Here is a 25,757-nt window from a genome sequence, read left to right as displayed (position 1 = left end):
TTGCGTTTGGGGGGCGCACACATTTTTTCGCAGAGTTCAATTATAGTCCCTCAGTCGGCTACTGTCATCTTTCCAAGAGTACCACTCCTTCATTTTAATCTGTCTCTGGTGTTGGGTTTCTTAATAGAAATCCCCTTGGAAACCCGATCGAAAAGTTCAGCCCCGGCAAGCCCCATCGGGGCTTTTTGCTGTTTATACGCATTTGCGGACTAACAAAATACCCATTTCGTAAAACGTGTTTTTACCTGCTTCCACCAAAATACCTGATTTTAAAATCGGGTAGTCTGACGCTCAAAAAAGGGTTACTTGGGATATAATTTTGTCGGGTTAAAAAATAACAAATCAAATAATTTTGCCAGTCACGCAGGTGGACATACTTCGTGTTTACCACAAAGCGAAGGGCAAATTTTCATGAAAGGAGGTGAGATATGGGATAGCCAGAAAGATTTGAGATACCGTTTTCCTGATCTTTTTCGGACAAAAGTCGGGAGCATCACCATTTAGCCATACATAAAAATAAAAGACATGAAAACTTTCAAATTCAAGGACCTTGCCGTTACGGTAAATTTTGATCCCAACAAAATCACCGTCTGCCGGATCATAAGTCCATCCGTTTGCCCCTATCCGACCCTGGTCAATTGCCCGGGCCACAGCTTTTGCCACTGGCCGACGATTTGTCCCGCATTTACCTGCGGCGGTTGCAGTGTCATTGCATGCAGTCATTTACCGTCGCTTATTCCAACAGACTTCACGATCTGGAAAACCGGTACGCCCGTTCAGCAGGTGGTGGATGAATTGGAAGAAACCGAGCTCAACGAATTCAGAAATAACCTGGCCGAACTTCAAAAGTATGTCGATGTAAAGATTCAGGAAGCACCGGATCAGCTGGATATGCTTGAAAAGAAGTTGCAGGAAGCCATTGAAGAAGTTCGTGCGCAACGGGGAAACAGATAAAGCCAAATCTGATGATCAATATCAAATTTCTTTTGCACTCAACTTTTCGGTCAAATCCGGAATTTGAGTTGATTGAGCAAGGGAATTTAAATCAGCAAGAGCTTCACGCTCTTGCTGATTTAAGCCTTGATCCTGAATTCTTTGGCGTATTCCGGCGAAAGTATACGGAGGCAGCAGGCAGCGCCAAGCTGGCTTATAAAGAAGTCGCGCTCTTGTTTTACTTTTTGCAAAATGAAAGTGAATTACCGCAATATTTTAAGCATGGGTACGATGACGAAGTCAACCTGACAATGGCTAAACTGGTACTGGAGGGGATTTTCGAAATCAAGGTTGGACCGCATTTTTATTCCGGGTCTGCCGCGCAGAACTTCCTTTACGAGTTTCAGAACCAAGTTCCGGATCGAAGACATCCGTTGTTAGAAATATCGGCCAGGGCCATTCAGTACGCAGTTCAATTGAATGAGGTGGATACCGCTTCGCTGGCAAACAAGCTTTACGCATACAACACAGTACCGCTATTTTTTACGCCTGGCGATGCGCTAAAATCATTTGAGGAAGTGGAAGAATTTCTGAGAATCAGCAAAAATAGCCGGTTGAACAGGGAACTGCTTCAAAATTGGAATAAGCATGAGCCAGACCAAAAGTACAGTTGGATTTCGTGGAGCCGGAAGCAAAAAAGGCAGCACAATGCCAGGTCGAATTCCACCTATAAAATTTACATCAGCCCGGTTTTGGAAGAACTACCGGATGTATTTGAAAAGTCAGTTCATGTACTTACCGGGTCCGACGCTTTCAGTTTTAAAATTGGTATGAACCGTGAAGGCTTGCTTCGTCCCGACAAGTTTGTGGCCTACTTCACGGAATTCGATCACTTGGCAGCCGCAGCCGACCGGCTTGTTCCTGTTTTAAAAGGGCACAAGGCGCAGGGCGTTCCATTCACCGCTTCGCTGGACGACTGGGGAATGTTATCCTGGGGCGTGGACACCGCTACCGATGAAGTTCTCAAAAACAGGGAAGGTGGAAGCTGGCGGGCGGCTGTGACAGAAAAATTGGCTGCGTCCATCTCTTTGTCTAAAACAGAAAAGTTGGGCCCTGCGGAAAGTGTTGATTTTGTATTAAAGAAAATGATGCTGGAAGGAGTTGATCCAACGACCTGGACGGCTGTTTAAAAAACTTAAAGTTATGGCTTCCAATCAACTATACATATTGCCGGATGATGTGCAGGTGCTGCCGGTAGAGGCATTACCGGAACAGGCGCTCGCTAAATTCGAATACGAATCGGACGACTTCATCATTACCTATACCCACGCAAGAAATACAAGCAAAATTATTGACGCGTCATCAGCCTCGCTTTTGCAGGAATTTCGTAAACCAAAATCGCTGCCGGAAGGTGTTTTCACGTATGCGCTGCTGAATAACCTGGATGCCCAAACGATCCTGGAAGACTCCTATACTTTTCTGACCAGACTCCGAAGTGAAGGTTTTTTGGTGTCTTATGATGAAACCTTCGGGAAAAACAAACAATTTTTTAAACCCGGTGACCGGTTTAAGGACTATGAAATCGTATCAAAACTAGACGGAGTGGCTGACACGGAAATTTACAAAATCAAGAAAAATGGCAGGCTATACGCACTAAAATTGCTGAAAACCAGCAAAAAAACACCTCAGCTGCTGGCCAATTTCCGCAATGAAATTGATATACTAAACACACTCGATGACACCATTAATCCGGCTCTGATAGAACATGGTGAATACGAGACGGACCACTATCTGATCATGGAATGGGTCGATGGCGAAACATGTTTGCAGGCGGCTGAAAAATATCACAATCTTCATGATCAAGCCAATGTGCTTGCATTGCTCAATATTTCCTGTCGTATTCTCAATGCTTACAGGCATCTGCACAGCCAAGGGATTATTCACTCGGATGTGCATCCGGCCAATATTATCGTGTCGGATTCAGGCGAATTGAAGATCATCGATTTCGGACTTTCCAGAATGGTTTCCAAAGAGCAAACTCCCGCGCGTGGGGGATTGGGTTTCTTCTTCGAACCTGAATATGCGCAGTCCGTCCTTAATTCCCAACCGGCGCCACCTTCGACCTTTGCGGGCGAACAATATGCTTTGAGCGCGTTGCTTTACCAGACTTTTACCGGTAAGCAGTATCTCAATTTTTCTTACGACAGAAAAATGCTGTTTACACAAATTGTCAACGAAACGCCTGTCCCGTTCCGAGCTTTGGACATTATTATGGATAACAATATTGAAAAAACGATCTTCAAAGCACTTGCTAAGGAAAAAGAAGACCGTTATGAAGACATTGAAGATTTCTATTCAGCCATGATGAAAGTGCAGGAAAGTTTCCCGGATCGATTTGCCGAAGACAAGAAAATGTCCGTGCAGGTCTTCCGGGATTCCATTCTGAACGATTATGGGTTTACAGGGGATCTTTTGAAAACCGGACTTCAAATGGCGCCGAAAAGCTCGGTCAATTTTGGTGCAGCGGGCATTGCCTACCTGTTTCTACGGAAGGCATTAGTGAATTCAAGCCCCGAAACACTCGCCCTGGCAGATGTATGGAGCGACCGGGCGGCGGGTTATATTCACGATCCGGAAAATGGATTTTATTCAAAAGATATGGACCTCAGTCCGTCTATTGTCGGACATTCCTCCATATACCACACACCTAGCGGGGTAGACCTGGTTCAGGCGATGGTCAGTCAGGCGTCGGGGAACTATGGGAGCTATTACAATGCTGTTCGCAATTTTTTAATGAATGCCTCGCGTCCATGTGAAAATCTGGACCTTACACTGGGTAAGTCGGCTGCTCTGATTGGTAGTTCGCTTATTTTAGAAAATATGCCTTCATACGATAGATTCATTAAAAACGATCTGCTGGCGTTTGGCAAAAGTGTGACGGAGGAAATCTGGTCGATGGTTGATTCATATGCAGCGATCGGCGAAAAAAATCCGATTAATTATCGAGGAATAGCCCATGGCTGGGCGGGAATTTTATATGCTACTTTGAAATGGTGCAAAGTTTCCGGGCAAAACTTACCCGTCAATTTTTTCGAAAGAGTTGAACAGCTCGTCAATCTCGGCATTGAAGAAAATGGAAGCATCCGGTGGGAAATCTCCAATACCGAGCCGGTTTCATGGACGGGTTGGTGCCACGGATCGGCGGGATACACGTTTCTATGGACATCATTGTTTCATTTCACATCCGATGAACGTTTTCTGGAACTAGCCAAAAAGACGGCCTGCCACTTTCTGAATGCGGGAAACGCCGGCATGAATGGCAGCTTGTGCTGCGGCAGATCAGGCGAGTGTTATGCACTTTTAAGTATTTACAATGCCACCAAAGATGATTTTTATCTGGCTGAGGCGACACGGATAGCAAAAGAAATGCTACCACATATCTATTCAGGACAAATGAAAAACCACAGTCTGTATAAAGGAAACATCGGCGCAGCGGTTTTGTTCGAAGAACTGAACCGTCCGGAGTTTGCCCGAATGCCGCTATTCGAATAAAAAGAATCAATAGAATGGGTAGTTCAGTCAGGTTATCATGACAAAAATGTCATATCTGAATTGAATGGGTATGAAAAACGATTGTACCGGGCACTAAAACTTCCCCATAAATCATTCCTGTTAGCTAGGGTTTAGCAACCGGATACAAGTAACCTTTCCGTGATGATGGAATACCTGGTTGCCATGAAGCGGCCTGGGTGTCGCATCTCATTTCACTCTCAACATGCCACCGGCAAATTATTTTTCATTTGATCTTAGGGTGTCACACATAAAATCGTCTCTGTACAGATAGCAGTCAGATCGTTGATGTCTCCCTAACCGGTGTTGCCATGGAAGTTTCCAAACAACTTGTGATGCATTACTTTTCCGGAAAGACCACATCCGAACAGGACAAGGTGGTAGAGCAATGGCTTGCTTTGCATCCGGACAATGCTGCCAGCGCACTGGATTGGATTAACGAGGAAACGCCGGAAAACGACCGGGAAACTTTCGAAGATCTGATGATGTCCAAAGCGCAGGTCTGGACCGGCGCACAGCATCGTTTTCCGGATGCCAGTGCCAAAGTCAAAAATCGCTTTTCATACAACAGACAACGGACTCTGAAAAGCTATCTGGCCGTAGCCGCAGGCCTGGTGCTGGTTTGTTCACTTGCCTGGTTCCGGTTGAAACAATCGGAAACAATTCATACCGCGGCCGCTTACGGGCAAACCCGTCACATCATACTTCCGGATAGCTCCGAAGTAGTCCTGAATGGTAATAGCAGGCTGCACTATACAGCTTCGTGGGAAGGTCGTCCGCGTGAGGTCTGGCTGGAAGGAGAGGCTTTTTTCGACGTTAGGCACCTTCGGACGAACTCCGTTTTTGTTGTTCATTTGTCGGATGGTAAAAGCATCCAGGTGCTGGGGACGCAGTTTAATGTCATTGACCGCCATACCCGGAGTTGCATCGTTCTCAAATCAGGAAGTATCAGACTCAGCCTGGCCGGAAAAGAAGAACAGGTTTATCTAAGGCCGGGCGATATGGTGCAGGTCAATGAGAACGGCTCGGAAATTACCGAAAAACAGGTTGTCAATCCCGAGAACTATTCGTCCTGGACACGGGGACGCTGGCAGCTTGACGGTACTTCCCTGGAAGAAATGCTGCAAAAAATCGAAGAAAATTACGGGGTGACCGTACTGGTGGAAGACCGGGAATTATTGACCAAAAGAGCCTCCGGCTCTATTCCGCTAACTTCAACGCAAGCCCAAACCCTTATCGAGGATATCGCCAGTTTGTTTGAATTACATTTCGTTAAGCAAGATAGTAAGTTGATCCTGGCCCGGTAACCGGCCAGCTTCCGGGGAAAGACCTTGTGCTCCATAGCCGCAAAATGGACGCAGTCTTTGTGTAAAACCCCATTTTACCCTGTCATCATTAACCCAGCCTGTTGGTACAGTCACCGGTTTGAAAAGGCCGTCGACTGGTCCATGCCTGGCCGTGCATTGGAGCTACGTATAACCTGTTTCGTTACTTAAACTACGGATAACCACTATGAAAAACATTTCCAGGATTGCACTATGCATGCTTTTGTGGCTGATCGACTATCCGGCCGCCGCTCAGGGACAGCTGGTCTCGTACCTGTGGGAAAACCGCCGGGCTGACCATCGTCAGCAACCGCAGTACATTCAGTTGAAAGATGGGCTTAAAGCGCTTGAAGGCAAATTTAACGTATCAATTGCTTATCAGACAGGGCTCATTGACCAGATACAGATAGACAGAAAACTGCTGGTATCATCCGGCAAGGATGCCACGATTGAGAGCATGCTGGAAACCATTCTGAAAGATTCGAGAATACATTATCGAAAATCACGTGAAGGGTTCTACCTGCTTTACAAAGAAGAAAGCACGCCTAAAACCCAGGTCAAAAACACCGGCGACTCCCCCAATGTCCTGCTGAAAGTCGACGCCAGCCCCGATTACGATAGCAAGGCATTCGGTATCAGCGGCAAAGTGACCGAGAAAACGACAGGAAACGGCATTCCAGGTGTAAACATATTGTTGAAAGGAGCTAACATTGGCACGGTCACCGATGAGCAAGGCGGGTACAGAATTGAAGTGCCCTCGACGGATGGCGTGCTGGTATTCTCCTACATCGGATACGTTACGCAGGAGATAGCCATTGCCAACCAATCTGTTGTGAACGTAATCCTGGCTGAAAATGTGCAGGCCCTGTCCGAGGTGGTGGTGACCGCGTCTGGATTCAAGGAGGCTGCCGACCGGTTGGGCTCCACCAGCAGTAAGGTTGCCGGAGAAGCGCTTTCAAGGTCGGGGGAAACCAGCGTAATCAATGGCCTGGCCGGGAAAGCAGCCGGGGTGCAGGTGTCAAGGGCTGCCGGTGATCCGGGCGCTGCCGCGTTTATCCAGATACGCGGCCAGAACACGCTCACAGGCAATACGCAGCCGCTGATCGTAGTAGACGGTATTCCAATCAGCAATACCACAGAGGGAGGAACCTCGGGCGGGGTAGTGCCCCAATCGCGGCTGAACGACATCAATCCCAATGATATTGCCTCCATGCAGATACTGAAAGGTGCTTCAGCCGCTGCTTTGTGGGGTTCACGCGCAGCAAATGGTGTAATTTTAATTACGACCAAAAAGGGGGCCGACAGCAACAAGCTCAACATCGGTTTCAGCTCCACATTTTCGATCGACCAGATCAACCGTTTTCACCCATTTCAGGACAAGTTCGGGCAAGGCGCCGGGGGTGTGTATAATCCCAACGGGGCCAACGCCTGGGGGGATAAGATCGCAGACCGCGCCGGCGGCGCGGATGAGGTCAATGCGGCAGGGGCCTTTTTTGAGGCCATTGATGGCACCAGGTATTATCCCATTATCAAAAAGAATTCACGTGATGTCTTCAACTCTTCCAACTATGACAAAGTTTTTCGCGACGGTCACTTTATGGACAATGCGTTGAGCCTGAGCGGAGGGGATCAGAAAACTACCTACTTTTTCAGCATCGGCGACATACGCCAGAAAGGCGTTCAGCGAGGAAATAGCACCTACAACCGCACCACACTGCGACTGAATGTGGAGCGCAAATTCAATGAGGTGGTGCGTATGTCCGCGACGGCTGCCTATACGAAAAGTTTTTCGGACAGGATCCAGCGCGGCAATAACCTGGCCGGAGCCATGGTAGGCCTTTTACGCAACCCGGCAGACTTCGATATCTCCGATTACAAGGGAAGCTATTATGCCAGCCCGACGGCGTCGGCTGTTACCGGACGTCAGCGTGGCTACCGGAGCTACCTCGGAAGCGTGATCAATCCGGCTAACAACAACGCGCTCTGGGCACTCTACGAACAGCAGAACTCGACCGATGTCGACCGTTTTATGAATAGTGCCGAATTGGGGATCAAGCCTGCCAAATGGCTCGACATTGTCGCGCGCGCGGGGCTGGACACGTATTCCGACGAGCAAATCAATTACTTCCCGGTCAACGACATTACCGGTGCGGGAACCGGCCAGTACAGAGAGCAGGTCACCAAAGAAACCCAGGTGAACGCCGATCTGCTGGCCCGTGCCACGAAAGATTTCGGACCCAATTTCAGCTCCACCTACGTGGCCGGTGTTAATATCAATAACCGCAAGTATAACAATATGGGTGTGACGATCTCCAATTTTCTGGTGGCCGACGCACCGGCAAACTTCGCTAATGCCACGGCACTCAACCGCACGCCCGTCAATCTGAAAACGGAGGTGCGAACCGTCCGGGCATACGCTACCGCTAGTTTTTCGGCTTATGAAGCATTGTTTCTAAACCTGTCTGGAGCCGCAGAATCGGCCTCGTCTTTCGGGGCGCTTTCCGAGAAGACCTTCTACTATCCTTCGGCGGACGTGGCCTGGGTTTTCACCAGGCTGAAATGGATGGATCGGGTTGAGGCCATTAATTTCGCCAAGCTGCGGGCGTCGTACGGCGTGGTGGGGGTGCAGCCGCTTCCATACCGTTCCAATACCATTTATTCTCCCACGGCTTACAATGCTAACCCTTGGGGCGATAACCTGGTCGGTTCCCAATTCGGAAACGGCGCCTATACACAGGGTAGCTCTCTGGGGGACCAATACCTCAAACCCGAGAGAAAGACGGAATATGAAATCGGTTTGGACATGCGCCTGCTCGACAACCGTCTGAAACTAGGCCTGACCTATTACAACAACAAGATACGCGACGTACTGGTACCGGTAACGCTGGCACCCAGCACGGGCTTCGCCACCAAGTACACCAATGCGGCAGTACTTCAAAACAAAGGCTTAGAAATGGATCTGTCCTATGAGGTAATCCGTAAAGGTGGCTTTAACTGGTCCGTCCGCGGTAATTTCACCCGGAACCGCAGTAAAGTGCTCGATCTGGCCGGCACGCAGTCGCTGTACCTGGTAGGAGGTATCGAAAATTTTCTGGATGCGCGCGCCGTTGTCGGACAACCTACCGGGGTGTTCTGGAGTAGCCGTTATTTGTTAAAGGAAGATGGGTCGATCACGCTCGACGCCAATGGGTTTCCGGTGGCCGATCCGGTCACGGGCGTAGTCGGTAATCCGAACCCGGACTGGATTGGCGGTTTCGGAACCACATTGTCCTATAAGAAATTTAGCCTGGACGTACTCTTTGAAACTTCGCAGGGGGGCGACTATTTCAGCGGTACCCGGGGCGTTATGTATAATTTCGGCACGCACCGTGATACGGGCAACGAGGTCACGCTTGCCGCCGACACGAAAAATTACGCAGGCAAAACCATTCCCGCCGGCACGACCGTACGGGGGAACCTGAAAGACTTTGGTGCAGGCCCTGTGCTACTGGACGAAAGCTGGTATACCACGCTGGGAAGCGGATTTGGATCATTGAAACAGCAGTTTGTAGAAGATGGGAGCTGGACTCGCCTGCGGCAACTTTCGCTTTCTTACCGACTGGACTCGGATGCGTTCCGGAAAGCTACCAAACTGCAATCGGTGGAGTTTTCGGTCACAGGCCGTAACCTGTTTTTGTGGACAAAAGTAGAAGGCATCGATCCGGATACCAACCTTTCCGGAGGGCCCGCCGGCCGCAATATGGATTACTTTAATACGCCCGGTACGCGTTCCTATTTGTTTACCATTAAAGTAAACTACTAGCATTTCGCAACCCGTAGCATCCATTTCAAAGCATTTACATTGATAAATCACGATGAAAACGACGAGAAGGAAACTCATAAAAATTGCAGGTATGATCCTGGGAGCCGGACTCATCTCCTGCGAATCACTGGTCGATAACATGAATACCGACCTGAACAATCCCACCGACGCCTCTGCCACCTTAATCCTGACCGGCGCCCAACTGGGAAATGTTTCGGTACAGGAAGGCCACCTGGCGCGCGTAGCCGCAATGTGGTCTGGATACTTTACCGGTACCGACCGTCAGTACAAGGACATTTACAGCTACAACGTGACGGGGGCTTCATTCAATGATGTCTGGCAGTTCGTATACCAGGGCGTGGTAGAGCAAACCAAGCTGGTGATAGCCAAATCCCAAGCTACCAACAACAGACTCGTGCAGGGTATCGCCAAGGTCACCCGTGCCCATGCGTTGGGTACTGCTGCGGCGTGCTGGGGCGATGTCCCCTTTTCAGAGGCTGCCGACATCGCAAAGTTCCCCAACCCGGCTTTCGAGCCGCAAATCGAAGTCTATAAAAAACTGCAGACGCTGCTCGACGAGGCTATTGCCGATCTTGAATCGGGCATTGGTACGTCTCCCGGAGCAGCCGATATTTTTTTCCAGGGAGATGCCGGTAAGTGGAAGGAAGCCGCCTATACACTCAAATCCCGGTTCTACATGGAAACAAGGGAATATCAGCTCGCTTATGCCGCAGCGGGCAAGGGGATCGCAGGCCCGGGGCGCTCGCTGGTGGTCACGCATGGCAACACGCTGAACGTCAATGAAAACCTGATGTACGCTTTCATCGCCAGAAACCGGGTAGGAGATATCAATGCGGCATTGGCGCTGGCACCGAAATTATTGAACCCGGCTAGCCCGGATTACCGCGGCAATGCCAAAACAGACGAAACTGCCCGTTACAACCATCATTTCATTACAGTAAATGCCAGTGGTACGCAGATCCCCGTCTCACCCAATACCAACAGCTCGACTACCTCCCGAGGACTCTTCGGTCAATCGGCACCCTATCCATTAATCACTTTTTCCGAGAATTTGCTCACGTTGGCCGAAGCCGGGTTGAGAAGCGGCGGGCTGGCGACCGGCCTGGAAAAACTCAACGCTTTCCGGGCGTATCTGAACGCCGGCGGGGATCTTGACCCGACCTACAAAACTTACACTTACCGCTACGAACCCTACATTGCAGGCGATTTCGCGCCGGGCGGTTTGCTCAATAAAGACGGCATTCAGGCCGAGCAAGCATTGTTGCGCGAAATCCTGATGGAAAGGTACCTGACCTTTAACGGGCAAATATTAGGCTTTAATGACCTGAGAAGGACCAGGAAAGAAGCTGTGGCCGTGAAACTGTCTCCCAACGCAGGCACCGCTTTGCCTGAACGGATGATTTACAGCGAAGCGGAAGTAAATTCCAATACCAGCGCCCCGCGCCCGGTCCCCGGGGTATTTGTAAAAACGCCCGTAAATCTTTAATAAATTGTTTTGTAATCTGCCAAACCGATCCATAACCGAATGATCTTTTCTCAGAATCAAAAAATAGGGTTGCTGCTTTTCGTGCAGATGGTGCTGTTCGCCCTCAAAGTTGCGGCGTCGACGGCTGACTCGGTGAAAGTAACCCTTACAGAAGGGACTAACCTGGCCATTGCCCTTTCGCCCGACAAAAAGACCATTGCGATGGATTTGCAGGGCACCATTTTTACCATTCCGGCCAGTGGTGGTGGTGCCCGCCCTGTGACCGACGAATTTGGCGATTGCCGCCAGCCGGCCTGGGCTCCTGATGGTTCCAAAATTACCTTCCAGGCTTTCTGGGACGGCAATTTTCACATCTATTCGGTTGGCAAGGACGGCGGAGTTCCTGTGCAGCACACCTTCGGCAGCTTCGACGACCGCGAGCCCTGCTGGTCGCCGGACGGTACCCGACTCCTTTTTTCTTCCGACAGAAGTGGCAACTACGACATCTGGCAACTCGAACCGGCAAGCGGTAAGCTCACCCAGCTTACGACTGACCCGGGAAACGATTACTTTCCTGCATTCTCTCCAGACGGCTCACAGATTAGCTATGTATCGGAAAGAAGCGCAGCTCCGGGGATTTACATCATGGATGGTTCAGGCAAGGAAAAACTGTTTTTGACCACCACCGGAAAGCTTGGTGCCCCTGCCTGGCATCCGAGCCTGCCGAAAATCGTTTTCCACAATTTTATCGAGGGTAAAACGGTGCTGGACATGGCTATGGTCGGCGGAGGGGAATGGATAACCCTTTCCGCAAGCGGCGAGGATGTGTTTCCTTTCAAAGTCAGCTGGATTTCCGATACCGAATATCTCTACACGTCCGACGGCAAGATCAATCGCGGCAAGCTCGGGGATGGGCAAAAAGTCTCGATACCTTTTTCTGCGGAGCTGACATTGGGAAGAAAGCCCTACGTATCCAAAAAATACGATTTCAATGCCACAAGCAGCCTGCCCGTTAAAGGTATCCGTGGTCCCGTGGTCTCACCCGACGGCAATAACGTCGCTTTTACCGCATTGGGCGATATGTATCTGTTAAAAAAAGGCAACCCCGTTCCGGTACCGTTGACGAATGATGAATTTATTGAGATCGATGCGGCATGGTCGGCCGACGGCAAACAGCTTGCGTACCTGAGCGACCGTCAGGGTGACATGGACTTGTACGTACGGGAAATGGCGACAGGCAAAGAGGCCTTGTTGCTGGATGCCGATGATCCCCTGACGCTGCCATCATGGTCGGCCGACGGAAAGCAAATCGCCTATTATCAAAAGGACCCTTCGGTTTTTGGTCGTTCTTCACTCAGGGTCATCGATATTGTTTCCGGCAAATCCACAACTGTTTTCGAACCGGTCTTCGACGGCTCCCAGCCCAGCTGGTCGCCTGATGGTAAGTACATTGTTATATCTTCGCTGGTTCCTTACTCGACCCGCTATCGGGAGGGGGTAAGCAAATTCCTGCTCATTTCGACCGCCGATAAAAGCTACCGCTATGTGACGCCTATCAACGAGAGGACGCTCTCTACCCGCGGGAAGAACGGCCCCTACTGGTCGCCGGACGGCAGTAAATTCGCATTTTCGATGGATGGTGTGCTCTGGACGGTCGCAGTAGACGGAAATGGAGACCTGCTTGCCGCTCCCCGCAGGCTGACTAACGAGTTGGCCGAAAGTCCAAGCTGGACGGGCGATTCGAAAAGCATCGTATACATGGCGATCGATGTGCTCAAAAAGGTCTCCGTGGTAAGTGGGGGCACAGAGACCATTCCGGTTAAGCTCAACTATAAGGCACGGCAACCCGCGGGGCGTTATGTCATTCATGCCGGAAAACTTTTTGACGGGAAAACGGACGGTTACCGCAACAATGTCGACCTGGTCGTGGAAGGCAACCGTATCATTAGTGTAGAACAGCACAAGCCCGGGCGGACAGGGAAACTTATAGACGCTTCTTCCCGGACAGTGATCCCCGGCCTGATCGAAATGCATACACATCAGTCGGCCACTGCGGGCGAGCCTCTGGGCAGGTTATGGCTGAGCTATGGCATTACCACGATCCGCGAACCAGGGGGCGACCCTTACGACGTCATCGAACGGAAAGAATCCTGGGTCAGCGGGCGCAGGGTAGGGCCCCGCGATTTTTATACAGGTGGTATTCTGGACGGTAGTCGTATTTATTATGGGATGAACATAGGCAATGTTCCCGGTGCGCAACTGGAGCTGGAACTGGAAAAGGCAAAGCGACTCGGTTTCGATATGATTAAAACCTACGTGCGGATGCCCGATCTGATGCAGCAGCGCATCACGGCTTTCGCGCATTCGATTGGCGTACCGGTGTCTTCCCACGAAATTTATCCCGCAACGCGCTATGGCGTGGATGCAGTAGAACATATGGGCGCGACAAGCCGCAGGGGGTACTCGCCCAAGCTGACTACCCTGAATAATTCGTATCAGGATGTTACCGAGCTGCTTATCCGGTCAGGGATGAATATCACGCCGACCGCATCTCTGCAAGGCGGGATGCCCATGCTGGTTGACAAGGACCCGGCCTTCTTCGAGCATAAACAATTCGCGGCATTCTATGGCCCATCCGTCGTAGAGCAGATAAAAGCGCAAACAAGTCTGCGAACCAAGAGCAATCCGGCCTTTTTAACCACATTTTCAAATATCCAGAAAACGGTCAAAACCATGGTAGAACGCGGAGGGCACGTCACGCCCGGCACTGATTCCCCGATTATACATCCGGGGATCAGCTACCATGCCGAGTTACAAAGTTGGGTTGACGGCGGCGTCTCGCCCTTTCAGACGCTGCGGGCGGCTACGCTGTATTCGGCCGAGGCACTGGGCGTTGCCAAAGACCTGGGTACTTTGGAGAGCGGAAAGCTGGCCGATATGGTTATCGTCGACGGGGATCCGCTTAAAAACATCAAGGATGTCCTCAACGTGCAAACGGTAATCCGGAATGGTGAAATATTCGGTATTGAGGATATTCTGAAAGCAAGGGTCCAACAGGGTAAAGCGGTATTGCAGGGTTCTCATTCAAGCAACTAACCGCCCGATGATCATGAGGAACCTACTAATCACGGCCCTTTTTGCATTGGTCTGCCTTTCGGGCGTAGCCCAGCGAAACGATCAGCTTGTTAGCGAACGGATGCTGCCGGCCATCGAGGAACTGAAAGAGTTTGTGGCTATCCCGAATGATGCGCTGGTGGCTGAGGATATTGACAAAAATGTGGATTGGGCCCGGAATGCTTTCACGAAAAGAGGTTTTGAAACCTTTGTGCTTAAAACGGATAAAATGCCCCTTTTTTTGGCTAACAAGGCTTTTCAGGGTAATCGGAAGACAGTGCTCTTTTATTTTCATCTGGATGGTCAGGCGGTACGGCAGCAGGAATGGTTTCAGGAAAATGCCTACGGGACCGTGTTGAAGGAAAAAGACCAGGCTGGTACATTCAGCCAAATCGATTGGTCGATGCTTCGGAACGGAAAGATTAACGACGAGTGGCGGCTTTTCGGACGATCGACTTCAGACGACAAAGGCCCCATTATCATGTTTTTGCAGGCTATGGATATGCTCGGCCAACAGAAGCAGCAACCGCCATTCAATATTAAAGTGGTTTTGGATTGTGAGGAAGAAAAAGGGTCCCCAGGGCTTAAAGGCGCGCTGGCAAGTTACAAGACTGAGCTGGCCGCCGACTACCTGATCGTTATGGATGGCCCTATGCATTCGTCGAACCTTCCCACCCTGACGTTCGGCTGCCGGGGCGGTACTGGCTTTTCACTGACGACCTATGGGGCAGTCACCCAGCAGCACAGCGGGCATTTCGGAAATTACTCGCCTGATCCGACATTTAGTCTATCCAGGATAATCGCCTCGATGAAAGATGAAGATGGCCGGGTTTTGATTAAAGGCTTTTATGACGGCATTACATTCGACGATCAGGCGACGAGGATAATGGCCGCCGTACCCGATGTGACGGCCGACATTAACGAGAGGCTGCAAATCGCGGCAGAAGAAAAAGTAGGAAAAAACTATCAGGAATCGATGCAGTACCCCTCCCTGAATATCCGGGGCCTGAAAGCGGCGGTGGTCGGGAAGGGGGGCGGCTCGATCATACCGGAGCAGGCCATTGCCGAATTTGGCATCAGGCTCGTGCCAGAAACCGACGGGAAAAGAATGACCGGGCTTGTAAAAACGCATCTGGAGGGCCTGGGCTACCAGGTAGTTGACCATGTCCCAACCAAGGACGAAAGATTACGGTATTCTAAACTGGTTTTTATGGATGGAGGTGGCGGCGGCTCCCCGGCTTTTCGGACCGAAATCAACTCGCCGATAGGGAACTGGCTGAAAAAATGTATGACTACCGCCTTTCACACCGATCCTGTCATCATACGCATCATGGGTGGGTCGGTGCCGGTAGTGCCGTTTATACAAACCCTGGGCGTGCCTGCGGTGATTGTACCGCTTGTAAATATGGATAATAACCAGCATAGCCCCAATGAAAACCTCCGGCTGGGCAATCTCAGGTCCGGTATCAAAACCTGCTACTCAATTTTAACGACACCTGTTGATCAATGACCCGTTATCGGCAAATTCGCTCCATCGTTTTTAAGTTAATGTCTGCCAGCACAATTATCATGCTGGCGGGCATTTTGCATTTAGCACCTGCGGTCATCGGATCCCCGCAGCCGCCTATCGATTCAGTAAAAGTTACCCTCACCGAAGGGACCAATATGGCCATCGCGCTTTCTCCCGACAAGCAAACGATCGCAATGGATCTTCAGGGAACGATATGGGTGCTGCCGGTAACCGGCGGAAAGGCAAAAGCCATTACCGACGCGCTTGGCGACTGCCGGCAACCCACATGGTCACCCGACGGGACTCAGATCGCCTTTCAATCCTATCGGGACGGTAATTTTCATATCTGGAAAATCAATAAGGATGGCAGCGGGCTTCGGCAGCTTACCAGCGGAATCTATCATGACCGTGAGCCTTACTGGTCGCCTGACGGGACAAATATCGCGTTCTCTTCCGACCGCAGCGGCAATTACGATATCTGGAAACTTGTTTTGGAAACCGACAGCCTGCTACAACTGACCTCGCATCCCGGCAATGACTATTTCCCCTCGTTCAGCGGCGATGGTAAAAGCATCGCCTACGTATCCGAGCGCTCCGCAGCTGCGGGTATCTACATACAGGACCCAGAGGGAAATCATCAGCTGTTTGTTCACAGCAAAGAAAAACTGGCCTCACCGGTTTGGCATCCCGACGGTCAGCGAATCATTTTCAATAGCCTTGTCCCGAACGCAAGCCAACTTGAAATGGTAAAAACGGGCGGCGGCGACTGGCAAACCCTGTCGGGCGGCACCGAGGACGTATTCCCGTTCAAGACGGCCTGGCTGTCACAAACCGAATATCTGTATACCGGCGACGGACAGATCAAGCTTGGAAAAATAGGGGCCAGCAGTACGAAAACGATCGCTTTTAAAGCCGAAGTGGCCCTGGCCCGGGACAAATATGTGCCTAAAAAACATCATTTCGACGATGCGGCGCCTAGACCGGTGCAAGGTATCCGTGGGCCCGTCGTCTCCAACAGCGGTCAATTCGTAGCATTTGCCGCGCTGGGAGATATCTGGATTCTGGAACCCGGGAAATCCAGGCCCGTACAGATCACCAACGACGTATTCATCGATATTGACCCGGTCTGGTCTCCCGACGATAAGTGGTTGGCCTATACAAGCGACAAGAACGGTAATATGGATCTCTGGATCAGGGAAATAAGCACCGGGAAAGAGCTATGCCTGCTGGATGCGATGGATAACCTGAAATTTCCCAGCTGGTCGGCCGATGGTGCCCGGATCGCGTTCTATCAGGCTGACCCGAATGCTTACAGTCGTAGCAGCCTCAGCGTGATCGATGTTAAAACCCGAAAAGTTGCAAATCTTTATGACGGACTATTCGAAGCCTCGCAGCCTAGTTGGTCCAAGGAGGGCAAATACCTGGTGGTCTCCTCACTCGACCCGTATTCCAGCCGTTTTCGTGAGGGGATCAGTAAATTCCTGATCATTGCATCCGATCGGTCCGGGGCGCGTTTTGCTTCCCCGGTTCCGGGACGCTCGCTGGCCACGCGCGGCAAAAATGGTCCAGTGATTTCCCCCGATGGCAAGTCGATCGCCTACATCCTGGATAATGTACTCTGGACCGTCCAGGTGGATGCCCGGCTGAATATCCTCGGGGCGCCGGTTCAGCTGACGCACGAACTCGCGGAGAATCCCAGCTGGACGGGTGATTCGAAAAGCATTGTCTTCCTGGCCACCGACAAGCTCAAAAGAGTTACCGTTTCCGACGGACGCATAGAGCCGCTGAATATGGAATTTAACTGGAACCCACAACAGCCCATAGGTCGGCAAGTGATCCACGCGGGAAAGATTTTCGATGGTGTATCAGACAAATACATAGAGAATGCCGACATCGTCATCGAGCGAAACCGAATCAAGGAGATTGTGCCGCATCAGGCAGGTCGGAAAGAAAAGGTGATCGACGCTTCGCAACAAACCGTGATCCCCGGGCTTTTTGAAATGCATACCCATCAGAATGCGCAACTGGGCGAAAAGGGCGGCAGATTATGGCTGGCATATGGTGTGACTTCGATCAGGGAGCCCGGAACCGACCCTTATGACGCATTAGAGCGGAAAGAGTCGTGGGTCAGCGGTAAGCGCCTGGGACCGAGGAGTTTTTTCACCGGCGGCCATATGGAAGGAAGCAGGATCTATTATAATCGCAATACCAGCAATATAGCAGGTGCTCAACTGGAACTGGAACTCGGCCGCGCGGTCACATTAGGTTACGATATGATCAAAACTTACGTAGGGTTGCCGGATATTTTACAAAAACGGATCACAGAGTTTGCCCACGCGCACGGCTTACCGGTGTCGTCACACGAGATATATCCGGCCGCTGGCCTTGGCGTCGACGGCGTAGAGCACATCGGGGCCACGAGCCGGCGGGGATATTCGCCCAAACTAACGGCATTGAACATGAGCTATCAGGATGTCCTGGCACTGACGGCACAATCCGGCATTTACATGACGCCCACAATTTCCCTTCACGGAGGACTGAATGCGTTGGTATCCGGCGATAGTTTATTTTTCGACCATTGGCAGTTTCCGGCGTTTTACTCAGAGAAGCAAAAACAGGAACTCAGATCTGCGGCTGCGAGAGCCCGGGGATCAAGCAGGACCTATCCAAACATCGAAAAAACGATCGTGCGGCTGATGAGGTCAGGAGCCAGACTGACACCGGGGACGGATTCTCCGATCATACCGTCAGGATTAAGCTATCATGCCGAGCTCCAAAGCTGGGTAGCTGCCGGCCTTTCACCCTTCGAAACCCTCCGCGCTGCGACCCAATGGTCTGCCCAACAGGCAGGGGCTGGCGACGACTTGGGTACGATTCAACCTGGCAAGCTAGCCGACCTGGTGATCGTCGACGGCGACCCGTTAAGGAAGATCAAGGATCTTCTGAATGTAAAGGCGGTCATCAAAAACGGGCAATACCTGGATATTAAAGACATTACAACAGTAAAATGATACATTATACTGTAAAGTATTTGCAATAGAATATATTATATTTAATAAAATGATTAACACGGAATAATATTTCGATAATACTTCTATTTCAACGATAAAAAATATGAATAAATCAACATTTTCCGATGACCAGCTCGTTGAACTGATCGCGGCGGACGATACAGAGGCATTCAAAATATTGTTTAACAAATATTATTCGACCCTGGTCCGAATCCTGATGCGCTATTCGGATGACTCTGAGCAGATCAAGGACTGGGTCCAGGATATCTTTGTCTTGCTCTGGGAAACCAGGGCGCAGCTTCAGGGGCACCAGATCGCTAACTTTAAGGCCTATTTCATTGTGATGGCGCGCAACTATGCGATCCGCGTGCTTTCCAGAAAGAAAAAAACCGTACTGGTTTTTTCCCGGGAAACAGACATGTGTGACGTCCCGGACAACACCCTCTGTGAAAGCCTGGACGAGGCCGAGCTACGACTGATGCATGATGCCGCGCTGGCCAAGCTCCCTCCGAAGACACAGCAGGCTTACCTCCTTAACCGACATAAAGGGCTCACCTATGGTAAAATAGCAGACAAAATGGGGATCTCTGTCAAGACCGTCGAAGCCCATATTTCCCGGACTATCGCATTTCTCAGACAGGAACTGGTCGTTTATCTACGTTAACCGATGTTGGTTGACCATTTCTGGCCCCATCAATACGCCACCTCTACCGTGGCCTTGATGATTTGCTGATTGCCCACATTATGCAGGATGAAATGCGCCAGGTCAGCCCGAGATATTTTCAGAGCGTTGGGCAGAAAATGATTTACTTCAAAACGATAATTGCCTGTCAGTGCCTTATCTGTAAGCTGGGGAGGGCGCATAATCGTCCATTCCAGCCCGCATTGCTTTACGATCCCTTCCATTTTCCGCAGATCGGTATACATATGTCTCAGGATCTTTTGTAAGACAAACCTGGTCAAAAGCTGTATCTGCAAGGAGTGGGTCGGATTAACTTCCAGGCCTGAGGCGGAAATGAAAAACACCCTTTTTGAATTGGTATTTTTTAGCAGCTCAATAAGGTTTTGGCTGCCCTGGGAGTATAATGTCGTTCGCTTTACCGAATTTTTACCGATAGCGGAAATGACTGCGTCTTTATTTTCAAGATGCGCTGCGATGGATTCGGGATCCAGAATATCCCCTTTGACGATGACAAGATTCTCGTGTTGCAGAGTCATATTCGCAGGGTTTCGTAGAATGGCTGTCACTTTGTGACCTTCTTTCAGGGCCAGCTCTACCACTTGTCGGCCAATCCCGCCATTGGCCCCCAGCACGGCTATCTCATAGCCAGTACTTTCTTGATTATTTTTCATAACTGGATAATTTGTTATAATAAGTTGATGATCAGTGTTTTTGATGGGCAACCCGCCATGAATGACTTTTGCATTTCCGGGGGTTTTGCTTTTCAGACAAACTTGAAAATGCTGAGGATATAAATGGCCAGGAAAAGTACCAGCTGGATCCAATGCACAACCTGAATGTAACCCCGTATCCGGAGCGTCGACGGCGTACGCTCATACACCGGCCTCATAGCAGCAAGCAACTTACTCAGCCTGGAACCTAATATTCTTCGTATGCCCAAGCCGTTGATAATGACCAGGATCACCAGGCCGAATTTAATCCGAAACCAGAGTTGTGCACCCCAGGCTTCGTGCAGGTAATACATCATTACCACACCTCCGATAATGATGATCAGCATGCCGATGCCCATCATTTTCTGATAATCTGATATCGTCCTCCAGATTACCATTCCTTTCCCTTTATCTGAGGGGATCGTTTTCCAGAATTGTCTGAAAGTAATGTATTCAACAGCGGTGGCACCGGCCATCAGCGTAATGCCTACAATGTGCATTACCAGGGCCAGGTTGTAAACAGTTGGGTTCATAACACTTTTGGTTTGTGATCCTTGATTATTAACTACGATATCGAAGTTTATTTGTCAAATATACTTCAAAAACGATGTAAAATAACAATACCGAAGTATTCTTTTTATTTTTGCTACGTAATCGCAATAAATACTATGAATAAGACTGTGGAGCTTGTCAATGAATGGGCCGCGTTTGAGATGAACCATCCTGACGGGAACATTGAAGAATTTTGCAGGTACTACCTGGCTAGAAACAGAAAGCAGGAGGTAAAGGGGCCTTTGGTTGGGGGCGCCGTGCCCCCGCTGGTTGACGGACTTCTGCTGAAAATTATCGGCAGGATATCAAAATTGAATATGTCCTACGCAAACCTGGCCCTTAAAGGAACCGGGCTGAACCAGATCGAAGAATTCGGGATGCTGGTCACCATCAGCCTTGAAAAGAACCCGAGAAAAACGGATGTGATCTACGCCAATTTATTCGAACTGTCGAGCGGAACGGATATGCTCAACCGAATGAAAAACCGTGGTCTGATCACAGAGTATGACGATCCGGACGACAAGCGGGCCAAGCGAATTGAACTTACACCGGAAGGTGTACAGGTAGTCGAACTATGCTATGAGCGAATCGGCATGAACGCCAGAATGATTGCCAACGACCTGAGCCCGGACGATAAAGAGCTTTGTATCCAGCTTTTGAAAGGAATCGAAATGAAGTTTTCAGCCTTGTGGCCACAGCACAAGGGAAAACCTTTTGAGACGGTTTATGAAAGCGTGATGAGTAGTGCGTTAACAGCCTAAATCTTACTGGGGAAATTGTCTCGCAAAAAGAATGAAATCGGTTCCAGGCGGTGTCATGCCCAGTCCGCGAATGAGATAGATGATCTGACCACGGTGATAGGTCGAGTGGTTGACTAAATGTGTCAGAACGTCCGCCAGGTTATCCAGGTATGGATCCCCGGCCATGCTTTTATATGCCAGTTTAGTATGTAAATCAGTATCCTGCAGGTCGTTCAGGTGCGAAAGCCAAAGTGCTCCGTTCTCTGCAAACTTCGATCCGAGGGATGAAGGTGGTAGCGGATCCCAAATCGGGACATCGTTTTGCTGGCCTATTACCCTGAAATACCAATTTCTTTGCGCATGGGCAAGATGAGAGGCAAGCAGCAGGACTTGTTCATCAGTTATTTCGTTTGCCGAAATGTAGTCTGCGACGGCTTTATTCGCCCAATTGTTAAAGTTGAAGAAACGGATGAAATATTCTTTCATAGTTATTGAAGATGGTGATTTTCGATTCAAGACGCACCCTATAATTTAACGGACTCGTAACTGGGATTACTGAACAAATATAAGTCATTCCGGACCGCCTACCTTCCTTTGAGCGGGTAGTCGTTTAGGCGCACAAAGGTATAACCGGATTTGAGCAGGGCGGGAATGACGTTTTGCAGCGCTTCGTATGAATTCCACTCGGGATGGTTAAAATGCATGATGATTAGTGCCCCGGGGCGGACGTGCTTTATAATATTGTCTTCGATGATTGCCTTTGGGGTATTGGGTACGGCATCGCCTGAGAGTACATCGAAACTGATCATGGTAACACCCAGCTGACGTGCGATCTTGGCGCATGCTTCATCGGTATACGCCGTCGCCGATCGGAAGAATAGGGGCCTTCTGCCGGTAATAGCCAGGATTTTACGTTCGTTTGCCTCGATTTCATCAAAAGCATCGGGCACATCGGGGGTACCTTTGATACCATATTCGCTTTCGCCGTCAACAGAACAGGGATGGTGGTTCAGGCCGTGATTTTCTATTTCGAAAAGACTGTTCCCGCTCAATTTGAGAAAGATATCGTAGTTGGCATCGATCCATTTACCGGTAACAAAAAGTGTGGCAGGAATTTTCATTTTCTCGAGATAGCCGATCAGCTCTGCGTCGTGGCCACTGCCATGGGGACCTCCGCAAGCGTCGAAGGTCAGGGCCAGTAGTTTCTTTTCGGTAATAATATCCTCATCAACGCCCTTTACAAACTCGCCCCAGCTGCCTGGTTTAACATGCGCGAACTCGGCGGAAACCTTCTGCTTGGTGCCCAGATAGGATGCGTCCAGGTAGAGCTGTTTCAGATACGGGTCATTCCGCAAGGTCGCTGGATCGGTTTGGGCGAGGGATGGAAACCGGGTCATAAGACAAAATCCGAGTGCGAGGAGTCTTGCTTTCATTGATGATAAGGTTTTGATGATTCTAAAATAGCAATTTTTGATCAGGAAAGGCTGGCAGGCGTCCTGCGCTGCTCATAATGTACTGGCCACCGGTTGACCTGGTTGGCCCGAAACATGATCAGTTGAGTAATGCGCCAGTAAGTTTACGGGCCGCAATTTCCAGGCCGAACAAGCCCTGAATGAGTTGGCAGGTACGGATATCCTGCGTCTGTGACGAGACATCATGCTATATTGCAACGATTATTGCTCCTGTGAATTCATCGATGAAAAAATACAATCTGCAACTAGGTGCGTCGATCGCGGCGGTATTAACCCTATCCATTCTTCCTGTCCGGCTTTCGGAAGGCCAAAGTGCTGACCCTGTAAATCTGATTGGGTCCGAGATTGGCATATGGCTGATGTGTATGTCAATCTGGCTCGTGAGTTATCACACCTATTACAGGGCAAATCTGGCCAAATGGCAAAGAATCGCAGTTTCGCTGGTTTTTTGTGCGATCCTTTCCAATTTGTTTTACTACGTATCGAATCCATTTTTTGAAGACTATCCACTCAAACCGATCCGGGAACTTCCATTTTGGATAGCCGTGATCCGCCTTTCCGTGCGAGGCCTCCTCATAGGGCTCTTCATGATTCCTGTTATTTATCTGGTTGAAATGCAGCGTCAGCGGCAAATGGAAGCGTTACAGCGCGAAAGAGACCGCACGATAGAAGCTGAGAAGCAAAAACATGTGCTCGAATTGCTTGTTTCCAAACGGACTGCGGAATTGGAGCAAACGCTTTCTGTTTTGAGTAAATCACAGGATGAACTGGATCACCAGGTATACCTGCTTACGCGTATCGTCGCGTCGATTGCCCACGATGTCAACGCCCCATTGAAGTTCATCATCTCAGGCGCCGGCCTTATAGGCAAGCTCATAGGTGACAAGCAATGGGAGCGGGCAGCAGAGTATAACCAGCAACTCGAACATGCGCTGGGCAATATGGCGACGTTCATGGGAAATCTGCTCGAATTCGCGAAAGGCCAGATCCATAAGGGGGCGCTGAAAATGGATGATGTGAATCTGGCGGCTTTGGTCCGTGAAAAAGCAGGTTTGTTTGAGCCGATTCTCTCGGCAAAGCACAATATGCTGCACCTTGCCGTAGAAGAAAATCTGACTGTCGCCAACAATTCGCACTTGCTTGGCGTGATCTTGCATAACCTGCTTGACAACGCGGCAAAAAACACGCAGAATGGCGAAATCGAAATAGTATCCGCTATTGTGGAAGACCGCTTGCACCTGCGCATTCAAAACGATGTCCAGGGGGCGTATGCATACGAAAGCGTGCTAAAAGGTCTGCCGGGCCAAGGTGATGTGAATATTGCCGAAATAGGAAAAGATAGTGACGGGTTGGGCCTGGTGCTGGTAAGGGATATTTCGGCGCTGTTAAACGTCGGGTTTTCGATCGAAATGACGGCCGGTAAGGTGATAGCCGCAATAGTCTTTCCTGAATTTTCAGGCCTGGAAGACAATTCGGCACGGGCCGGTGAACAAATAAACAATACCCGGAAAGCACAAATGAGCTAATCCCTCACTGAGCTGTATCCCGGCGGCTTATTTCCGACTGAATGCTTTTCAAGCTTTGCGAATGCCTGTAACCAATCAGCAACGAGGAAAGTAGCAGGATAATGGTAAGGAAAAAACCTTTGTGGGTAGCAGCATAAACAGCAATGCCAATTAGCAACCCCATGAACACAGCAGTCGTTATTTTTTGCGATTTTACTTTTTTTTCTTCCGACACTAATTCTTCAAGTGTCATTTTAGAGTAGTCTTTACTTGACAGCATACCAATGTTCAGGTTAAGAAAAAGCCTTAAAATGTAAATAAAATAACAGTTCCGTGTTTCGTTTCATCGGGGGAATCTGACTTTCAAAAGCAAAGAAATCTCTTTTGCGATAGAATGACAAATCATAAGTGATTTGAATGGCAATGTTTGGGCACATCGGGTGGCTGGTGGTTAGTCACCCGATGCATCGCCTACATATAGAAAAGCAGCAATTATTACATCGTCAACACCGAAGAGGAGGGGGCATTAACGCAGTAATGAGCGCATTTTCCTTTGGATCAGGTCGGCCGCATATTTCGGGCTGAACCGGTACAATTTGTCCATCGCCCAGGCGTCCCTGCCCACTACTGCGCGAAATTTGTTCTTTTCAATGGCACGGAGGATCTGACCGGCAGCTTCTCCGGGTGATATGGGTTTGAATTTGGATTCGTCGCCCGTATCCGCTTTGGGGACATGCAGGCCCGAGTTCTGCATAATGTTGGTGGCAACGGCGCCGGGAAAAACGACCGTTACCTTCACATGGGTATCTTTCAGCTCGGCATACAACCCTTCGGTGAGCAGTTTGACGGCCGCCTTGGCTGCGCCGTAGAGCGTCTGGCCAGGTACCGGCAGAAAGCCGCCCATACTCGATACATTGGCGATATGTGCTTCCGGCCGCGCCAGCAGAAGCGGCAAAAATGCTTTGGTAAGGTAGAGTGTCCCGTAGAAATTAACGGCCATGACGCGGTCGATATCCTCCATCGTCAGTTCAAGAATCGGGCGGAAAGGCTGAATGATACCTGCATTGTTGATGATCCCGTCGACCGTACCGAAATGGGCGAGTACTTCAGCCGGTAACGAGCTAACCCGTTCCAGGTTGGTAATGTCTGTCTGGAAGCCTTTGAATTGACCCGGTCCCAAAGCTCCCAGCCGGCTGGTTTCGTCAAGCGCATTGGAATTGATATCCACGCCCGCTACGTTGGCTCCGCGTTGCAGTAGTTGCAGGCTTAGCTCCCGACCGATGCCGCTTCCGGCACCGGTAACAACAATCGTTTTATTCGCTAATTGCATAGAGTTTTGGGTTGA

The 25,757-nt window shown here is 49.9% G+C and carries 18 protein-coding genes; 12 read left to right on the top strand and 6 right to left on the bottom strand.

Annotation, left to right across the window (positions count from 1 at the left end):
• Window positions 1–525 precede the first annotated feature (525 nt).
• The 10 genes from AAHB90_RS13130 to AAHB90_RS13085 all read left to right on the top strand — a co-directional run bounded on the left by AAHB90_RS13130 (window position 526) and on the right by AAHB90_RS13085 (window position 19,415).
• A complete protein-coding gene (locus AAHB90_RS13130) occupies window positions 526–954 on the top strand; it encodes a hypothetical protein (RefSeq protein WP_342085624.1) in 429 nt (142 codons plus the stop codon).
• A 290-nt stretch (window positions 955–1,244) separates the two neighbouring features.
• Window positions 1,245–2,123, top strand: a complete 879-nt coding sequence (locus AAHB90_RS13125; protein ID WP_342085623.1) for a hypothetical protein — start codon at window positions 1,245–1,247, stop codon at window positions 2,121–2,123.
• 13 nt (window positions 2,124–2,136) lie between these two features.
• A complete protein-coding gene (locus AAHB90_RS13120; RefSeq protein WP_342085622.1) occupies window positions 2,137–4,485 on the top strand; it encodes a protein kinase domain-containing protein in 2,349 nt (782 codons plus the stop codon).
• A 329-nt stretch (window positions 4,486–4,814) separates the two neighbouring features.
• Window positions 4,815–5,810, top strand: a complete 996-nt coding sequence (locus AAHB90_RS13115; protein WP_342085621.1) for a FecR family protein — start codon at window positions 4,815–4,817, stop codon at window positions 5,808–5,810.
• A 205-nt stretch (window positions 5,811–6,015) separates the two neighbouring features.
• Window positions 6,016–9,630 (top strand): SusC/RagA family TonB-linked outer membrane protein, encoded by a 3,615-nt coding sequence (locus AAHB90_RS13110; RefSeq protein ID WP_342085620.1) that lies wholly within the window; start codon window positions 6,016–6,018, stop codon window positions 9,628–9,630.
• Window positions 9,631–9,682: 52 nt separating this feature from the next.
• Window positions 9,683–11,137 (top strand): SusD/RagB family nutrient-binding outer membrane lipoprotein, encoded by a 1,455-nt coding sequence (locus tag AAHB90_RS13105; protein ID WP_342085619.1) that lies wholly within the window; start codon window positions 9,683–9,685, stop codon window positions 11,135–11,137.
• Between the two features lie 39 nt (window positions 11,138–11,176).
• The gene (locus AAHB90_RS13100) at window positions 11,177–14,212 is read left to right on the top strand and encodes an amidohydrolase family protein (protein ID WP_342085617.1); all 3,036 of its coding nucleotides are present in this window, start codon (window positions 11,177–11,179) and stop codon (window positions 14,210–14,212) included.
• Window positions 14,213–14,225: 13 nt separating this feature from the next.
• Window positions 14,226–15,740, top strand: coding sequence for a M20/M25/M40 family metallo-hydrolase (locus AAHB90_RS13095; protein ID WP_342085616.1), 1,515 nt, complete (start codon window positions 14,226–14,228; stop codon window positions 15,738–15,740).
• A 38-nt stretch (window positions 15,741–15,778) separates the two neighbouring features.
• Window positions 15,779–18,751: an amidohydrolase family protein gene (locus AAHB90_RS13090; RefSeq protein ID WP_342085614.1), complete on the top strand. Its 2,973-nt coding sequence runs from the start codon at window positions 15,779–15,781 to the stop codon at window positions 18,749–18,751.
• Window positions 18,752–18,854: 103 nt separating this feature from the next.
• Window positions 18,855–19,415 (top strand): sigma-70 family RNA polymerase sigma factor, encoded by a 561-nt coding sequence (locus AAHB90_RS13085; protein WP_342085612.1) that lies wholly within the window; start codon window positions 18,855–18,857, stop codon window positions 19,413–19,415.
• A 29-nt stretch (window positions 19,416–19,444) separates the two neighbouring features.
• Here AAHB90_RS13085 and AAHB90_RS13080 read toward each other — a convergent pair whose 3' ends face one another.
• Together AAHB90_RS13080 and AAHB90_RS13075 are read right to left on the bottom strand one after the other, a co-directional pair.
• A complete protein-coding gene (locus AAHB90_RS13080; RefSeq protein WP_342085611.1) occupies window positions 19,445–20,104 on the bottom strand; it encodes an NAD(P)-dependent oxidoreductase in 660 nt (219 codons plus the stop codon).
• A 92-nt stretch (window positions 20,105–20,196) separates the two neighbouring features.
• Window positions 20,197–20,676 carry a hypothetical protein gene (locus tag AAHB90_RS13075; protein ID WP_342085610.1) on the bottom strand — a complete coding sequence of 160 codons (480 nt, stop codon included), beginning with the start codon at window positions 20,674–20,676 and terminating at the stop codon, window positions 20,197–20,199.
• A 135-nt stretch (window positions 20,677–20,811) separates the two neighbouring features.
• Between AAHB90_RS13075 and AAHB90_RS13070 the strand changes: the two genes are divergently transcribed.
• The gene (locus AAHB90_RS13070; protein WP_342085608.1) at window positions 20,812–21,456 is read left to right on the top strand and encodes a MarR family winged helix-turn-helix transcriptional regulator; all 645 of its coding nucleotides are present in this window, start codon (window positions 20,812–20,814) and stop codon (window positions 21,454–21,456) included.
• Window positions 21,457–21,459: 3 nt separating this feature from the next.
• Here the strand turns inward: AAHB90_RS13070 and AAHB90_RS13065 are convergent, their stop codons facing one another.
• Entirely contained in the window at window positions 21,460–21,921 is a 462-nt protein-coding gene (locus AAHB90_RS13065; protein ID WP_342085607.1) for a DinB family protein, read from the bottom strand.
• 98 nt (window positions 21,922–22,019) lie between these two features.
• Window positions 22,020–22,868: a polysaccharide deacetylase family protein gene (locus AAHB90_RS13060; protein ID WP_342085606.1), complete on the bottom strand. Its 849-nt coding sequence runs from the start codon at window positions 22,866–22,868 to the stop codon at window positions 22,020–22,022.
• Window positions 22,869–23,131: 263 nt separating this feature from the next.
• Here AAHB90_RS13060 and AAHB90_RS13055 point away from each other — a divergent pair, with 263 nt between their 5' ends.
• A complete protein-coding gene (locus AAHB90_RS13055; protein ID WP_342085605.1) occupies window positions 23,132–24,433 on the top strand; it encodes a sensor histidine kinase in 1,302 nt (433 codons plus the stop codon).
• 4 nt (window positions 24,434–24,437) lie between these two features.
• On the opposite strand, the gene AAHB90_RS13050 is transcribed toward AAHB90_RS13055, so the two are convergent.
• Window positions 24,438–24,692: a hypothetical protein gene (locus AAHB90_RS13050; protein ID WP_342085604.1), complete on the bottom strand. Its 255-nt coding sequence runs from the start codon at window positions 24,690–24,692 to the stop codon at window positions 24,438–24,440.
• A 246-nt stretch (window positions 24,693–24,938) separates the two neighbouring features.
• Window positions 24,939–25,742: an SDR family NAD(P)-dependent oxidoreductase gene (locus AAHB90_RS13045; RefSeq protein WP_342085603.1), complete on the bottom strand. Its 804-nt coding sequence runs from the start codon at window positions 25,740–25,742 to the stop codon at window positions 24,939–24,941.
• Between the last annotated feature and the right edge of the window lie 15 nt (window positions 25,743–25,757).

Origin of the sequence: Dyadobacter sp. OTU695, from assembly GCF_038440355.1 — a bacterium.
Classification (GTDB): domain Bacteria; phylum Bacteroidota; class Bacteroidia; order Cytophagales; family Spirosomataceae; genus Dyadobacter.
The sequence above is the reverse complement of the archived record's forward strand: the minus strand, read 5'-3'. Positions and strand labels throughout refer to the sequence as shown.

Coding starts and splice junctions, on each gene's coding strand:
- AAHB90_RS13130 (WP_342085624.1), top strand. CDS start 526: ATGAAAACTTTCAAATTCAAGGACCTTGCCGTTACGGTAAATTTTGAT.
- AAHB90_RS13125 (WP_342085623.1), top strand. CDS start 1,245: ATGGCTAAACTGGTACTGGAGGGGATTTTCGAAATCAAGGTTGGACCG.
- AAHB90_RS13120 (WP_342085622.1), top strand. CDS start 2,137: ATGGCTTCCAATCAACTATACATATTGCCGGATGATGTGCAGGTGCTG.
- AAHB90_RS13115 (WP_342085621.1), top strand. CDS start 4,815: ATGGAAGTTTCCAAACAACTTGTGATGCATTACTTTTCCGGAAAGACC.
- AAHB90_RS13110 (WP_342085620.1), top strand. CDS start 6,016: ATGAAAAACATTTCCAGGATTGCACTATGCATGCTTTTGTGGCTGATC.
- AAHB90_RS13105 (WP_342085619.1), top strand. CDS start 9,683: ATGAAAACGACGAGAAGGAAACTCATAAAAATTGCAGGTATGATCCTG.
- AAHB90_RS13100 (WP_342085617.1), top strand. CDS start 11,177: ATGATCTTTTCTCAGAATCAAAAAATAGGGTTGCTGCTTTTCGTGCAG.
- AAHB90_RS13095 (WP_342085616.1), top strand. CDS start 14,226: ATGAGGAACCTACTAATCACGGCCCTTTTTGCATTGGTCTGCCTTTCG.
- AAHB90_RS13090 (WP_342085614.1), top strand. CDS start 15,779: ATGTCTGCCAGCACAATTATCATGCTGGCGGGCATTTTGCATTTAGCA.
- AAHB90_RS13085 (WP_342085612.1), top strand. CDS start 18,855: ATGAATAAATCAACATTTTCCGATGACCAGCTCGTTGAACTGATCGCG.
- AAHB90_RS13080 (WP_342085611.1), bottom strand. CDS start 20,104: ATGAAAAATAATCAAGAAAGTACTGGCTATGAGATAGCCGTGCTGGGG.
- AAHB90_RS13075 (WP_342085610.1), bottom strand. CDS start 20,676: ATGAACCCAACTGTTTACAACCTGGCCCTGGTAATGCACATTGTAGGC.
- AAHB90_RS13070 (WP_342085608.1), top strand. CDS start 20,812: ATGAATAAGACTGTGGAGCTTGTCAATGAATGGGCCGCGTTTGAGATG.
- AAHB90_RS13065 (WP_342085607.1), bottom strand. CDS start 21,921: ATGAAAGAATATTTCATCCGTTTCTTCAACTTTAACAATTGGGCGAAT.
- AAHB90_RS13060 (WP_342085606.1), bottom strand. CDS start 22,868: ATGAAAGCAAGACTCCTCGCACTCGGATTTTGTCTTATGACCCGGTTT.
- AAHB90_RS13055 (WP_342085605.1), top strand. CDS start 23,132: ATGAAAAAATACAATCTGCAACTAGGTGCGTCGATCGCGGCGGTATTA.
- AAHB90_RS13050 (WP_342085604.1), bottom strand. CDS start 24,692: ATGCTGTCAAGTAAAGACTACTCTAAAATGACACTTGAAGAATTAGTG.
- AAHB90_RS13045 (WP_342085603.1), bottom strand. CDS start 25,742: ATGCAATTAGCGAATAAAACGATTGTTGTTACCGGTGCCGGAAGCGGC.